This is a genomic window from Cloacibacillus sp. (assembly GCA_036655895.1).
GTDB lineage: Bacteria > Synergistota > Synergistia > Synergistales > Synergistaceae > JAVVPF01.
On the sequence record JAVVPF010000003.1, the window covers coordinates 15848 to 29960 of the forward strand.

Below are 14113 nucleotides of genomic sequence, written 5' to 3' on the forward strand. Positions count from 1 at the left end.
AATATGTGCGGAATTTTCGGAGCGTACAGCCAAAGCGGCAATGCCGTATTGGAAGACATATATCTCGGACTTTGCGCTCTGCAGCACAGAGGCCAGCTATCGGCGGGCGTCGCGTGGACGGATAAAGGCTCCGTACACATCAAAAAGGGCCTTGGACTTGTTCACGAGGCGCTCTCCCAGAGCGAGCTGGCAAAGATAGAGGCGCACACTGCGATAGGACATGTGCGCTACGCGACGACCGGAGGCACGAGGCCCGAGAACTGCCAGCCGCTTGGCGCAAATTACGCGCAGGGGCCGATAGCGATCGCGCATAACGGAAATCTTACGAACGCGGCGGCTCTTTCCAGCTATCTTGCAAACCGCGGCGCTATTTTCCAGACTTCGTGCGACACGGAGACTATCATTCAGCTGATGGCCCATCAGCCGGCGACGGTGCAGCTTGAAGCGCTGGAGACGGCCCTTGGCAAGTTGCAGGGAGCCTACAGCCTCGCCGTTCTGCTTGAAGACTGCCTTATCGCGGCGCGCGACCCCTACGGGTTTCGTCCGCTCGTCCTTGGACGGCGCGGAGACGATTATTTCGTCTCCTCCGAGTCGTGCGCGCTGGATATGATAGGCGCGGAGCTTGTGCGCGACGTGGAGCCGGGCGAGGTGCTGGTGATCGACAGGCGCGGCATCATCTCGCGCAAGATGAAAAAACAGGCGCAGCGTCACCGCAAATGCGCCTTTGAATATGTCTATTTCGCGCGGCCGGACAGCGTCATCGACGGCAGGTCTGTATATAAGGCAAGAAAGAATCTGGGCGCCTGTCTCGGCCATTGCTTGGACTGCCAAAAAGACGCGGTCGTCACGGGGATGCCGGACAGCGGCACGCTCGCGGCGCTGGGCCTCGCGGAGGAAGCCGGCATGGAGTTTGAGGCCGGCGTCGTGCGCAACAGATATGTCGGGCGCACCTTCATTCAGCCGACGCAGCGCGTGCGCGACGCGGGCGTGAAGATAAAGCTGAACCCTCAGCCCGGCATTTTCGAGGGCAAAGAGGCGGTGCTGGTGGACGATTCCCTTGTTCGCGGAACGACGGCCGGCCGCATCGTTTCGATGATACGCGACAGCGGAGCGAGCAAGGTGCACATGAAGATAGCCTCTCCGCCCGTGCGTTTTCCCTGTTATTACGGGATAGACACGCCGAGCTCGGAGGAGCTTGTCGCGGCTCAGATGGAGATACCGGAGCTCTGCCGCAAGATAGACGCGGACTCGCTGGAATATATAAGCTGCGAGGAGCTTTGCCGCGCTATAGGACTTCCGCGCGACGAACTGTGTACAGCATGTTTTGACGGCGATTATGTGGACGAAAATCAGGACGGCGATCTGCTCGAAGTATAGGCTCGCGTAATAAAATATTTTATTGATGCTGTGTATAAGGTAAAAAAATATAAAAATCTAAATTGCGGAGGCGCATTGAAATGGAACTGACAAAAAAGGATTTCATCTACGAAGGCAAGGCAAAGAGGCTCTACACGACGGAGGACGCAAATTACGTTATCGTCGAATACAAGGACAGCTTCACCGCTTTTAACGGCCTCAAAAAGGCGACTATGAGCGGCAAGGGCGTCCTCAACAACAACATTTCGTCAAAGCTTTTCACGATGCTCGCTGAAAACGGCGTTGAATCGCATTTTGTAAAAAGGCTCAACGAAACAGACCAGCTTGTGAAGCGCGTCAACATCGTGCCGCTTGAGGTGATCGTGCGCAATATCACGACCGGCTCGCTCTGCAAGCGTCTGGGCGTCGCTGAGGGCATGACGCTGCCGCGCCCGCTCTTTGAGATGTGCTACAAGGACGACGAGCTTGGCGATCCGTTCATCATCGAAGACCACGCCCTGCTCTTCGGCTGGGCGACAAAGGAAGAGCTGGACAAGATCAAAGACATCTCCCTTAAGGTGAACGCCATCCTCAAGGATTACTTTGAGAAGCTGGGCGTCGTGCTTGTGGACTTCAAGCTTGAGTTCGGCAAGGATATGCAGGGCAATCTTATACTCGCCGACGAAATCTCCCCCGACACCTGCCGTTTCTGGGACAAGTCTACAGGCGACCATCTTGACAAGGACCGCTTCCGCAAGGACCTCGGCGATGTGCTCGGCGCATACGAAGAGATCTGGAAGAGAATTTCAGCTTAGCCTGATATGAGCGGAATTTTCGGCGCGTACAGCGCAAAGGGAAAGCCCGTACTCGAGGAGGTCTATCTCGGCCTCTACGCCTTGCAGCACCGCGGGCAGGAATCCGCCGGCATCGCGTGGACGGAAGACGGACGCGTCGCCTCGGCGCACGGGGTGGGCCTCCTTCACAACGCGATAGACCAGCAGAAGCTTGCGGACGAAAAGGCCTCCTGCGCGATAGGGCACGTCCGCTGTGTGCCGCTTGAAAGCTCCCAGCTCCAGAACGTGCTGCCTATATGCGCCAACTACGCGCGCGGCCCTGTCGCCATCGCGCACGACGGCCTTGTGACGAACCTTGCGGAGCTTACGGAGCAGCTTGAACAGCGCGGCGCTATTTTCCAGTCTTCGACGAACTCGGAGGCGGTGCTGCACCTTATGGCGCAGCGTTCGCACATGCAGCCGGTGGACGCGCTCGTGGACTCGCTCAAAAGGCTCGAAGGCTCTTATGCTATAGCAGTGCTGCTTGAAGACGCCTTCGTCGCGGCGCGCGACCCGTACGGCTTCAAGCCTCTGGTGCTCGGTGAGCGCGACGGCGTCTATTACGCCGCCTCGGAATCCTGCGCGCTCGACATAGTAGGCGCGAAGCTCTTGCGCGACGTGGAGCCGGGCGAGATCGTCGTAATCAACTCAAAGGGGCTGACAAGCCTCCGCGTGAGGCAGGAAAAATGCGGGCGCTGTATGCACTGCTCGTTTGAGTACGTCTACACCGCGCGCCCCGACAGCATCATCGACGGACGTTCCGTCTACGAAACGAGAAAAGAGATGGGACGCAGGCTTGCTCTCAAGTCCCCGTGCGGCGACGCCGACCTTGTGGCGGGAATGCCGGACAGCGGAACTATATCAGCGATAGGCTACGCGCACGCGGCGCGCACGCCCTTTGAAATGGGCGTCGTCCGCAACCGCTACGTCGGACGCACCTTCATCCAGCCAACGCAGAAGGTGCGCGAGCTGGGCGTGAAAATAAAATTGAACCCGATAGAAGAGGTCTTCAACGGCAAGAAGGCGGTCATCGTCGACGACTCGATCGTGCGCGGCACTACGGCGGAACGCGTCGTGGCGATGATAAGAAACTGCGGCGCGGCGGAGGTCCACCTTCGCATCGCCTCCCCGCCCGTTCTGCACCCCTGCCGCTACGGCATCGACACGCGAAAGCAGGAGACTTTAGCCGCCGTCCGCATGACGCTTGATGAACTGTGCCGGAAGGTAGGCGCGGACTCTCTGGACTATCTTACAGAGGAGGACCTCACTGAATCCATAGGCCTCCCCGCCGACAAACTGTGTACCGCCTGCTTTTCAGGCAAATACCTCGAAGACGACAAACAGGAGAAATGCTAAATGAGCAAGCTCAGCTATGAGAAATCTGGAGTAAGCATATCGGGCGGAGACGCCTGGGTGGAGACTATCAAAAAACTTCTCGCAAAGCATCCTAAAGATCCAAACTGCGTGGGCGGCGTGGGCGGCTTCGCGGGGCTTTACAGCATAGGCGGAGGCCAGTGCCTCGCCGCGTGCTGCGACGGCGTCGGCACAAAACTGGAGCTGGCGAAGGCGGCGGGGCTTTACCGCGGCCTCGGACAGGACCTTGTAGCCATGAACGTGAACGACCTCGTGACGGTCGGCGCGCGCCCGCTCTTTTTCCTCGATTACGCCGCGTGCGGCAAGCTGGACGAATCGATGCTGGCTCAGGTCGTTGAGGGCGTCATCGACGCCTGCGACGAAAGCCTCTGCGCACTGCTTGGCGGCGAGACGGCCGAGATGCCCGGCGTTTACGGCGCCGACGGCTTTGACCTGGCCGGTTTCTCAGTAGGCATAGTCGACTGCGATAAGATAATCGACGGAAGTTCCATTCAGGAGGGCGACCTCATCGTGGGCCTTCCCAGCTCCGGCGTACACAGCAACGGATTCAGCCTCGTGCGCAGCGCTCTGGGCGCGGAGGGGCTGAACGTGCCTCTTGATGCGATCCCGGAAGGCTGGAACGAGAGCGTAGGCGAGGCGGCAATGCGCCCGACGAAGCTCTACGTCAAGGCAGCGCTTGCGGCCATAAAGACCGGCGTTGTGCACGGCATGGCGCACATCACCGGCGGCGGCATGTACGGCAACGTCATCCGCGTCATCCCGAAGCACCTTGATATTCTTGTAGATTTCAAATCATGGGAGCGCCCGAAGATTTTCGACCTCATCCAGAGCGCTGGCATTGACGAAGAAGAGATGCGCAAGGTATTCAACCTCGGCATCGGCTACGTCTTCATAGTAGCGCCCAAAGAGCTTGCAGCGCTGGAATCGGCGCTTTGCGAGCTTGGCGAAAAGCCCGTCGTAATAGGCGAGGTCATAAAATGTACCAACCGCGCATAGCGATACTGATCTCAGGCACCGGCACGAACATGGAGGAGCTTTTAAGGGCCTCCATCACAAAAGAGCTGCCGGCGCAGGTATCGTTCGTGGGAAGCGACAATCTTGAAGCAAAAGGGCTGATGAAGGCGGCCGCTCTTGGCGCCTCCACGCGCGTCTTCTTCTATAAGCGCGACGGGCGGAGCTGCGCGGAAGAGGCTCTTGCCGCCGCAATCGAAGAGACGCATACGGACTGGATAGTGCTCGCCGGCTTCATGCGCATACTTTCACCCGAATTTGTACGGCGTTTCGCGCACCGCATCATAAACATCCACCCGGCGCTGCTGCCCGCCTTTCCCGGCGCGCACGGCATACGCGACGCATGGGAGGCCGGCGTGGCTGAAACCGGAGTGACTGTCCACATAGTGGACGAAGAAGTTGACCATGGGCCGATTTTGGCGCAGCAGAGCGTGCGGCGCGAAGCAGACGACACGATAGAGACGCTTGAGGCAAAGATACACGCCGTGGAGCATAAAATATATAAACTCGCGCTGAAAGAGTTCCTTGAAAATCATCCGGTAGAGATAGATCAATGGGAGGCTGACAAAGTGAAAAAGATGGAGACGAGAAAGGCGCTTATATCCGTATGGGATAAGACTGGCGTACTCGAACTTGCGCGCGGGCTTGCCGCGCACGGATATGAGATTGTATCCAGCTCCGGCACCGCGAAACACCTTGAAGAGGGCGGCGTCAAGGTAACGGAAGTAGTTGACATGACGGGACTGCCCGCCATTTTGGGAGGCCGCGTAAAGACGCTGCATCCGACCATAATGGGCGGAATACTGGCAAGACGCGGCGTAGCTCAGGACGACGAGGACCGCGAGAAGTTCAACATTCCGCTCATCGACGTCGTAGTCTGCACGCTCTACCCCTTTGAAGAGACCGCGAAAAGCGGCGCCGACCTCGACCATCTCATTGAAAAAATAGACATAGGCGGAGTGTCGCTCATCCGCGCCGGAGCAAAGAACTACTACAACGTAGCCGTTATAACGGACATAGACGACTACGGCCGCGTGCTCGACGAGCTTGAAAAAAAGCAGGAATTTACGCTTGAGTTCAAGCAGGAGCTTGCGCTCAAAGCCTTCCGCAAAACGGCCTCCTACGACGCCGTAATCTATCGCGGCCTCTGCAAAGAGGTTGGCGCGGAGGACGAAGTTGAAGCCTACAAGGTGCTGCCGCTTGAAATGAAGCAGAAGCTCCGCTACGGCGAAAACCCCCACCAGAAGGCGGCCCTTTTTATGCCCCCGCTTGAAGAAAGCCCGTTTGAACAGCTCTCCGGCAAGGAACTTTCCTACAACAATCTGCTCGACCTCGACACGCTGCTGCGCGGCTGCTCCGTTTTCCAGGACGCCTGCGCCTGCACGATAGTAAAACATACGACGCCCTGCGGCACGGCAATGGGAGCTTCGCCCATCGAAGCCTTCAAAAAGGCGCTCGCCTGCGACCCTGTCTCCGCGTTCGGCGGCATCATCGGTATGACGCGCAAGGTGGACCTCGAAACTGCAAAAACGATAACGGAGACCTTCTTTGAGATCCTGGCCGCGCCTGAATTTGAAGAGGGCGTAGTCGATTACCTGAAAGAAAAGAAGCCTAACCTCCGCGTGCTGAAGCTAAAGGCCGGATACGCGCCGAAACTCCAGCTCATCGGCAACCGCTGCGGCTATCTCGCGCAGGAGGACAAACTTCCCGCGCTGCCGACGCAGCAGGACGGCAAATGGCACGGCACACCGCGCCCCGAGCTCTGGGACGACATCATCTTCGCATGGAAGACGGCCGCCATCACAAAGAGCAACGCAATAGTGCTGGTCAAAGACGGAGCCGCGGTTGGCATTGGCGGCGGCTTCACAAACCGCGTAGACGCCGCGGAATACGCGATGAAGCAGGCGGGAGATAAGGCCCGCGGTTCGGTGCTCGCCTCCGACGCCTTCTTCCCCTTCGCGGACTCGGTAGAGCTTGCGGCAAAGGCCGGAGTCACAGCCGTCATAGAACCGGGCGGCTCCATCCGCGACGACGAGGTGATACAGAAGGCCGAAGAACTTGGCCTGAGCCTCTTTATCGGCGGCACGCGCACCTTCCGCCACTAGGAGACTATAATGAAAGTAATGGTACTTGGGGGCGGCGGCCGCGAGCACGCGGTCGTCCACGCCCTTTCAAAGTCAAAGATAACCTCCGAACTGCACTGCTGCCCCGGCAACCCCGGCATAGCGAAGCTTGCGCAGTGCCATGAGGGCGACATCTGCCGCCCAGAAGCGATGACTGCGCTTTGCGCGTCGCTTGGCATAGAGCTTGTCTTTGTCGGCCCGGAAGCGCCGCTTGTGGCCGGCACGGCCGACGCCCTGCGCGAGGCGGGCATTCCCGTCATGGGCCCCGGCGCGTCGGGCGCGAGGCTTGAAGGCAGCAAAGCCTTCTCAAAGAGCTTCATGAGAAAACACGGCATCCCGACGTCGGACTTCGACCTCTGCACAAACATCGCGGAGTGCGAGACGGCGCTGAAAAAACGCAGCGCTCCGTTCGTGGTGAAGGCTGACGGCCTCGCCGCGGGAAAGGGCGCCTTCCTGCCCGAAAGCTATGAAGAGGCCGTCGCCGTCTGCCGAATGATGCTTGATGAGCAGAAGCTCGGAACTGCCGGCAACCTCATAGTGGTGGAAGACTACGTTCCCGGCATGGAAATGACGGTGCTTGCCTTAACAGACGGCAAAACGGTTAGGATACTGCCGTCAAGCCAGGACCACAAGCGCGCGAACGACGGCGACAAGGGAAACAACACAGGCGGCATGGGCGCTTACTCGCCGGTGCCGTGGGTGGACGACGCCTTCATGAAAAAGGTGACAGACGAAGTACTGACGCCCACCGTAAACGGATTGAACAGCGACGGCATACCATTTCGCGGCGTCATCTACGCGGGCATAATGATAGAACCAAGCGGAGCGCTTTCCGTGCTTGAATACAACGTGCGCTTGGGCGACCCTGAAACTCAGGTGGTGCTTCCCGCCTTCGGAGGAGACTTCGGAGAGGCGGTGCTCGCCTGCGCAAGCGGCGAGCTTGAAAAGGCCGAGTGGCCGGGCGCGGCGCGCGTTGCGCTGGGCGTAGTCATGGCCTCCGGCGGCTACCCCGATACATTTGAAAAGGGCTACGTCATAACCGGCGCGGACGAAGCGGACGAAAAAGATGAAAATACTTTCGTCTATCACGCGGGCACGAAGCTCAACGAGAAGGGCGAGCTTGTGACGAACGGAGGCCGCGTACTTACGGTAGTCGGCATCGCGGACGACCTCGCCGCCGCGAAAAAGCTGGCCTACGCGCGCGCCGAACGGATAAAATTCAAAGACGAACATCACAGAAACGACATCGGCGACAAATCGCTGAAAATGGAGGCGTAAACTATGGCATCACCAAAGATCGGCATCATCATGGGCTCCGCGTCGGACATCCCCGTCGTTGAAAAGGGTACCCCGGTGCTGGATACGCTTGAAATAGAATACGAAGTGGCTATCGCCTCGGCGCACCGCACCCCCTCGGACGTGGAAAACTACGCGAAGGGCGCGCGCGCGCGCGGGATAAAGGCGCTCATAGCGGTGGCCGGCCTTTCGGCCGCGCTTCCCGGCGTAGTGGCGGCCGCCACCACGCTTCCCGTCATAGGCGTGCCAGTCAAGGGCGGCGCCATGGACGGCATGGACGCTCTGCTTTCAATAGCGCAGATGCCTCCCGGAGTGCCCGCAGCCTCCGTCGGCCTGAACGGAGCGAAAAACGCCTGCCTGATGGCGGCGCGCATTGTAGCGGCCTGCGACGACGAGCTGACGCAAAAGCTTGAAGCCTACGCGCAAAAAGAGGCGCGCAAGGTGCGCGAAAGCCGCGAAAAGCTGGACAAACTTCCCGCAGCACCCGAAGAAGCCTACAAATAACTATTACTGACGCTTTACAAGCAAGGGCCGCCGATTAAATCGGCGGCCCTTGCTTTTGCTCGAATAATATATTTTTATAAATGCTTTTCGGCGCCCGTGGTCTTATTTTGCTTTTGGCTGTTGAGATAAGCGATATGTTTTTGAAGCACGCCGTTGAAAATTTCAAGACACGGCTCGGAACTCATTTTCGGACATCTGTGCGTCAGCTTGTAATATACGATGTCCGGCGGAGACTCACAGAGCGTTTGAAATACCGCGTTCGGCGTTTCGCGCGCAAACTGGTTTACGGCGGACTCCGGTATGATGCACCACTGACCGGGACGGCGCATAAGCGAGGTGACAATTTTTACGCAGTCCACCCTTACTTTCAGCGATTTCAGCGGGTCCCATACATGGTCGTGCCAGAGGCGATAGACGCCGCTCCACTCAATGTAAAATTCCATGCTCTGGTCGAGCGCAGAGGCGTTTATCTGCAAAGCCGGAGCCTCTCCGGGATGCGGGATGCGCGCCACCGTGACGCCCTCGCTGTAGATAGGCTCTATCTGGACATATCTTGTGTTTCTTTCGTGGATGGTGATGGCGACGTCCAGCTCACGGCTCTCCACCGCCTGGTACATCTGGTCGGAGGGGTCAGTCTGTATCTTCAAATGAACGGGCGGCTTATGAGCCAGCAGCTCGCGGTAGACCGGCGGCAAAAGACGGCAGTTCACGCTCTCCGAGCCTCCTACCGTGAGGGAGTAGCCGCTCCCCGGGCTGCGCGCGTTTGCTATCTCGCGGCTCACCTCCTGCCATTTCAAGGCCAACGGAAGAAAGCTCTCCCCTGCCGGCGTCAGGCAGACAGATTTCATGCCTTTTTGACGGTCGACCAGTATCATCTCCATCTCATTTTCAAGCTCGCTCAGGTTGTAGCTGATGGTGGACTGAGTCACATTGAGCAGCTCCGCCGCTTTGCCAAGAGTCCGCGACATGGCGACGGCAAGAAACGTTTCGATCCCCTTCTCGTGCATCCTTATCACCTCACTGAAAATGACTGCTGTTGCAAGGATGTTGATTTTTTCAAAAACCGCAAAAAAAATGACGACCCCAAATTTTGTGATGATTTGTTTTCAGTATATTATAACCGAGAGTAAAGAATTAAACACCACACTGGCGGCTCTTATGAGCCGCCAGTGTGGTTTCTGAAAGGGTAGTCTGCCGATTAGATAAAGGCAGGTTCGAAGAATAGGTCGTTTTCTGCGAATCTTGAAAGGCGGAAACGATGCAGGTCGACGAATGGCTTTTCGCCCATAAGCAGCTCCTTGCATATCCTACCGCCCGAAGGGCCGAACTGGAGGCCGTGACCGCTCCAGCCGCAGTTTATAAGCAGCCCTTCTACCGGCGTCCAGTCTATTATCGCGTTGTGGTCTGGCGTGTTGTCGTAGGGGCCTGACCACTGGCGCACGACGCGGACGTCGGAGAGCGCAGGGATGCGCTTTAAGACGCTTTTCGTGACGCCTTCGAGGAATTTCGCGCTGTTGCCGCATTCATAGGTGTGAGGCTCGCCCTGGTCGTCGCGTCCAAACATGAAGGTGCCGTTCGGGCACTGTTTGAAGTAGGCGCCGTCGTCGAGGCAGAGCACCATCGGACACTCAAAGACCTCGACAGGCTCCGTTATAAGTATGTTGTGGCGTTCGGGATAAACGGGGACTTCAACGCCGACCGTATTGCAGAGATCGTTCGTATAGGCTCCGACGCAGAGAAGGACTTTCGGCGCGAACCATTGTTCGCCGCTTTCCGTCTCCACTCCCTTTATTTTGCCCTCCTCTGCAAGCAGCCTATTTACTCTCGTATAGGTCTTTATGTCGGCTCCAAGTCTTTTTGCCGCGTGCCCGTAGGCGAGCGTCAACGTCTGGGGGTTGATGTGCCCGTCGTCCTGACAGAAGGCGGCGCCGATGATGCCGTCAAGGTTCAGGTAGGGCCAGCGCGCGTGTATCTCGGGCGGCGTCATCATGACGGAGGGGATGTCAAGGCTCTGCTGGAGCGCTACGTTCTTTCGCAGCTGTTCGAGGCTCTCTTGTGAATAGGCTACCCACATATACCCCCACTGCGTGAACTCTAGCTTCATTCCCGTATCTAGTTCCTCTTCAAGCGTCGGGAATATTTCAAGGTTGTATTTCGCCATGCGAAGGTTCGTTTCCGTCCCGAAATGCTGGCGAAGCCCCGCCGCGCTGCGTCCCGACTGTCCAGAGCCTAGATATTCCTTTTCAAAGAGTACGGTCTTCACTCCCGCTTTCGCAAGTTCGTAGGCCGTAGAAGCACCGTGTACTCCGCCTCCGACGATTATCACATCCGCTGTTTTATCAGTCATTTTATTCCACCTCCTGATCGCCGCCGTCGGCAAGCAAATGAGCCTTTATCGGCTTTACCGGAGGACGAATGACGCCAGAGCGTATCTCTGACATGGGTTTTCCGGTGGCGCGCGCAAGCTCCCTCATGATGATGTCCCGGCAGCCGCGTCCCTGACAGGGGCCCATCCCTACGCGCAGGATACGTTTTAACTCGTCAAATTCGGTGTAGCCCGCCGCGATCCATTTTCTTATTTCGTCTATTTCTATTTCTTCACAACGGCAAATAACATTGGCTTTTGCCATATCAGCACACCACCTTTATGGCGCGGATATCATCCGCAAGCGCCTTTGGAATGACTACGCTCACTACGTAGGTCCTGTCTTTCGACGGCTCTGTTACCGCTATCACCTCGCCGCACGCGGCCTCTTTGCCTGTGCGGTCGAGACATTTTACAAGCGCGCCCTTTTGGGGCAGCGGGATAAGTTCGTATGGCAGTTTAATGACGGCCTTGTCGTCGCTGTAGGTAAGGTCTATAACAAAACAGGCAAGCCCGGGGCATCTTGAAACGCAGATGCCGCAGCCGGTGCATTTTTCGTAATCTATTTCAGGAGTGTCGTTTATATCCGCAAAGGGCAGCACCGCGCCCGTAGGGCAGCTTGTGTAGCAGGGGTTGCAGGGGATGCGCTTCGGACATTCTATTACCGCGTATCCGCCTTTTTTCTTCTCCCACGCCTCTTTGGGCGGCAGTACGGCGCCCGTCGAGTGCTCTACTAATATTCCGCTGTTGAATAATTTTTCTTTATCAAGGCAGTTGCATGAGCAGCCCATCTTTTACGCCTCCCATCCGCTGACAAGCACCTGGCCGATGCCGGCCAGTATTTTTTCTCCGACTTCGCCCGCGCGGAGATGATCAAGCCTCGTCCAGTATTCGTCAAATTTTTTAGCGTCCGTTTTAAGCCCGAGCGCCGCCGCCGCGGAATGGCCCGCGATCCGCCCCTCAACCATCGCGGCGGAAGCCTCTTCTATGCCGGAGGCGTCTCCCGCGACCCACATATCGGGGCAGCTTGTGCGCATGGTTTTGTCGCGGAAGGGAACGTATCCGCAAAGCTGCGGCACGAACTGCATTTTGCATCCGGCCTGCCAGAAAAGCTCCGTTGTAGGCGTAAGCCCGACGGCCATGCAGATGATGTCGCAGTCTACCTTGACGGGCTCGCCTATTAGCTGGAATTTGTCGTCCAGCTCCTGTATGACGGCGCCGTCAAGCACCTTGTCTCCCGTAGCCTCAACGACAGTGTGTCTCAGGAGGATGGGAATGCCGAGACGCCGTATCTTCGCCGCGTGCACCCAGTAGCCGCCGATCTTAGGCATCGCCTCGACGACGGCCGCGACCTCGACTCCGGCCTGCGCCAGCTGATAGCTGACTATAAGACCGATGTTTCCAGCGCCTACCATTATCACCTTTTTGCCCGGCACGACTCCGTAGACGTTCATAAGGGTCTGAACTGCACCGGCTCCGTATACTCCGGGAAGGTCGTTGTTTGTGAAGGGTATCATTCTTTCCTGAGCGCCGGTCGCCATGACCGCCTTTTTAGCTTTTATCCGGTAATATTCGTCTTCGCCCTTCATCACGGTAAAGACGCCGTCTTCCGGGTAGTAGCCTGTCACCGTTGAATTGCAGCGTATATCCACTTTGTCGCCGAGCGATTTTATCTCGTCAAGAAGGATCTCCGCTATCTTATAGCCGCGCGTTCCCGCGTACTCGTCGCGCGAGCCGAAAAATTTATGCGTCTGTTTTACAAGCTGGCCGCCCGGGTGGAGGTCGCTTTCAATCACCGTAACGTTGGCGCCAGCGCCGGCCGCTTCCGCCGCGGCGCAAAGTCCAGCGGCTCCGCCGCCTATCACCAGAAGGTCTGTCTCAAAAGTTTTTTTCATCGTCATGCCCCCTCTAGCACTCTTCCATGGGGACGCGCCCCTTGTCTTTCTGCGTCTCGACCTTCATGCCGGCGGCAAGAGGCGTGACGCAGGTGCGTACATTTGGCACTCCGTCCACCACCATAAAGCAAGAGCTGCATTTGCCGATAGCGCAGAAAAAGCCCCTCGTTCTTTTCATCTCCGGCGTCACTCGATAGATATGGACTCCGTTTGCGTGAAGCGCCATAGCTATAGGCTCGCCCTCAAACCCTTTGAGCTCGCGTCCGTCGAAGGTAAAGGCGATCTCGCGGCCGTGTTCGTACTCCAGTATCGGGTGTCTGCTGATAAGTTCCATGACCTCTCTCCCTCCCTGAATTTCGGTTAAAACAACAATAAAATAAAACTAAAATGATATTTAAACATTAATATAATATCATGCTTTATATTTTTTAAAAATTGAAAGTTACGGCTATATAATATCGATGTATTGGGCATTTAACAAAACCATGGTAAATTATATTAGCTATATTATTAAATATTGGAAGTTAAGTTTATTTATTGTGGTGTCACGTTTTTCTTCCGCGGATACTCGCCTGTTTTTTCTACATGCGGTACGCCACGCCGGAATATTCCGTTGGGTTCAGCGCGCTTTCAAAATGCCTTATCATCGTTATAAAATCAAACACCGGCAGCCCCGTGTGGCGGTGGACGGCCGCAGAGAACGGCGGCAGGTCGCTGCATTCAAGCTGTATAGCCGCGACGTCCGGGTGTTCGGCAAGCATCAGGTCGCAGACCTCAAGTATCTCGCGCTCAACGACGTCGGTATCCATCGTTCCCTTTTCGCCAAGCACCGACGAGCTAAATTCGGGCTTTTCCTCCATGCCGTAGAGCACAACCGGCATTTCTTTCGTGATGCCTACGTTGAGCAGATGCCGCTCCGTCATGACAGAGGCGTTCGCCGAGATGATGCCGACCTTTTTGCCGCGTTTCAGCGTGCGGAGAACGAAGGGCACCTGAAGCATACTCGACATAAATACTGGAATATCAACGGCGTCGGCTATCTCCTGCTGAAAGAGCGCCATAAAGCCGCAGGCGCCAGTTATCGCGCGCACCCCTTCGGCCTCCAGCTTTTGCGCGCCCTCTACAAACGGGGCGAGCAGCGACGGGTCGCGCTGATTCAAAAGGCGGTCGATAGAGGCGCCGCGCACCTCGTGGTAGCGGACGGGAAACGGAAAGGTGGTGGCGTTGCCGACATTCCCGGGCACGCACGGATAGGCCGCGTCTAAAATAAGTATGCCGACCGCCTCTCCGTCCCATGAGCGCGATTTTGATTTGATTTTGTATAAAGGCAACTTCTCTTCCCCCTTATGAAAGATA

14 protein-coding genes are annotated in these 14113 nt (G+C 57.1%); 7 read left to right on the forward strand and 7 right to left on the reverse strand.

Annotated elements, in window-relative coordinates; translation table 11 throughout:
* Positions 1-3 precede the first annotated feature (3 nt).
* The 7 genes from purF (RRY12_01770) (at position 4) to purE (ending at position 8497) form a co-directional block, all read left to right on the forward strand.
* Positions 4-1377: an amidophosphoribosyltransferase gene (purF, locus tag RRY12_01770; GenBank protein MEG2183382.1), complete on the forward strand. Its 1374-nt coding sequence runs from the start codon at positions 4-6 to the stop codon at positions 1375-1377.
* A gap of 80 nt (positions 1378-1457) precedes the next feature.
* Positions 1458-2171, forward strand: coding sequence for a phosphoribosylaminoimidazolesuccinocarboxamide synthase (locus RRY12_01775; GenBank protein ID MEG2183383.1), 714 nt, complete (start codon positions 1458-1460; stop codon positions 2169-2171).
* A gap of 6 nt (positions 2172-2177) precedes the next feature.
* A complete protein-coding gene (gene purF, locus RRY12_01780) occupies positions 2178-3545 on the forward strand; it encodes an amidophosphoribosyltransferase (protein ID MEG2183384.1) in 1368 nt (455 codons plus the stop codon).
* The gene (purM, locus tag RRY12_01785; protein MEG2183385.1) at positions 3546-4559 is read left to right on the forward strand and encodes a phosphoribosylformylglycinamidine cyclo-ligase; all 1014 of its coding nucleotides are present in this window, start codon (positions 3546-3548) and stop codon (positions 4557-4559) included.
* Positions 4541-6679 (forward strand): bifunctional phosphoribosylaminoimidazolecarboxamide formyltransferase/IMP cyclohydrolase, encoded by a 2139-nt coding sequence (gene purH, locus RRY12_01790; GenBank protein ID MEG2183386.1) that lies wholly within the window; start codon positions 4541-4543, stop codon positions 6677-6679. The genes purM and purH overlap by 19 nt, the downstream gene beginning before the upstream one ends.
* A 9-nt stretch (positions 6680-6688) precedes the next feature.
* Positions 6689-7975, forward strand: a complete 1287-nt coding sequence (gene purD, locus RRY12_01795; protein ID MEG2183387.1) for a phosphoribosylamine--glycine ligase — start codon at positions 6689-6691, stop codon at positions 7973-7975.
* 3 nt (positions 7976-7978) lie between these two features.
* Positions 7979-8497: a 5-(carboxyamino)imidazole ribonucleotide mutase gene (gene purE, locus RRY12_01800; GenBank protein ID MEG2183388.1), complete on the forward strand. Its 519-nt coding sequence runs from the start codon at positions 7979-7981 to the stop codon at positions 8495-8497.
* A gap of 74 nt (positions 8498-8571) precedes the next feature.
* Here purE and RRY12_01805 read toward each other — a convergent pair whose 3' ends face one another.
* The 7 genes from RRY12_01805 to RRY12_01835 all read right to left on the reverse strand — a co-directional run bounded on the left by RRY12_01805 (position 8572) and on the right by RRY12_01835 (position 14088).
* Positions 8572-9504 carry a LysR family transcriptional regulator gene (locus RRY12_01805; protein ID MEG2183389.1) on the reverse strand — a complete coding sequence of 311 codons (933 nt, stop codon included), beginning with the start codon at positions 9502-9504 and terminating at the stop codon, positions 8572-8574.
* A gap of 191 nt (positions 9505-9695) precedes the next feature.
* A complete protein-coding gene (locus RRY12_01810) occupies positions 9696-10844 on the reverse strand; it encodes an FAD-binding oxidoreductase (protein MEG2183390.1) in 1149 nt (382 codons plus the stop codon).
* A gap of 1 nt (position 10845) precedes the next feature.
* On the reverse strand, positions 10846-11127 hold the full coding sequence (locus RRY12_01815; protein ID MEG2183391.1) for a (2Fe-2S)-binding protein: 282 nt from the start codon (positions 11125-11127) through the stop codon (positions 10846-10848).
* Between the two features lies 1 nt (position 11128).
* Complete coding sequence (locus RRY12_01820) at positions 11129-11653, reverse strand: 4Fe-4S dicluster domain-containing protein (protein ID MEG2183392.1); 525 nt, start codon at positions 11651-11653, stop codon at positions 11129-11131.
* Positions 11654-11656: 3 nt separating this feature from the next.
* Positions 11657-12757 (reverse strand): FAD-dependent oxidoreductase, encoded by a 1101-nt coding sequence (locus RRY12_01825; protein ID MEG2183393.1) that lies wholly within the window; start codon positions 12755-12757, stop codon positions 11657-11659.
* A 13-nt stretch (positions 12758-12770) separates the two neighbouring features.
* Positions 12771-13091 (reverse strand): (2Fe-2S)-binding protein, encoded by a 321-nt coding sequence (locus RRY12_01830; GenBank protein MEG2183394.1) that lies wholly within the window; start codon positions 13089-13091, stop codon positions 12771-12773.
* A gap of 247 nt (positions 13092-13338) precedes the next feature.
* Entirely contained in the window at positions 13339-14088 is a 750-nt protein-coding gene (locus tag RRY12_01835) for an aspartate/glutamate racemase family protein (GenBank protein MEG2183395.1), read from the reverse strand.
* Positions 14089-14113: the final 25 nt, after the last annotated feature.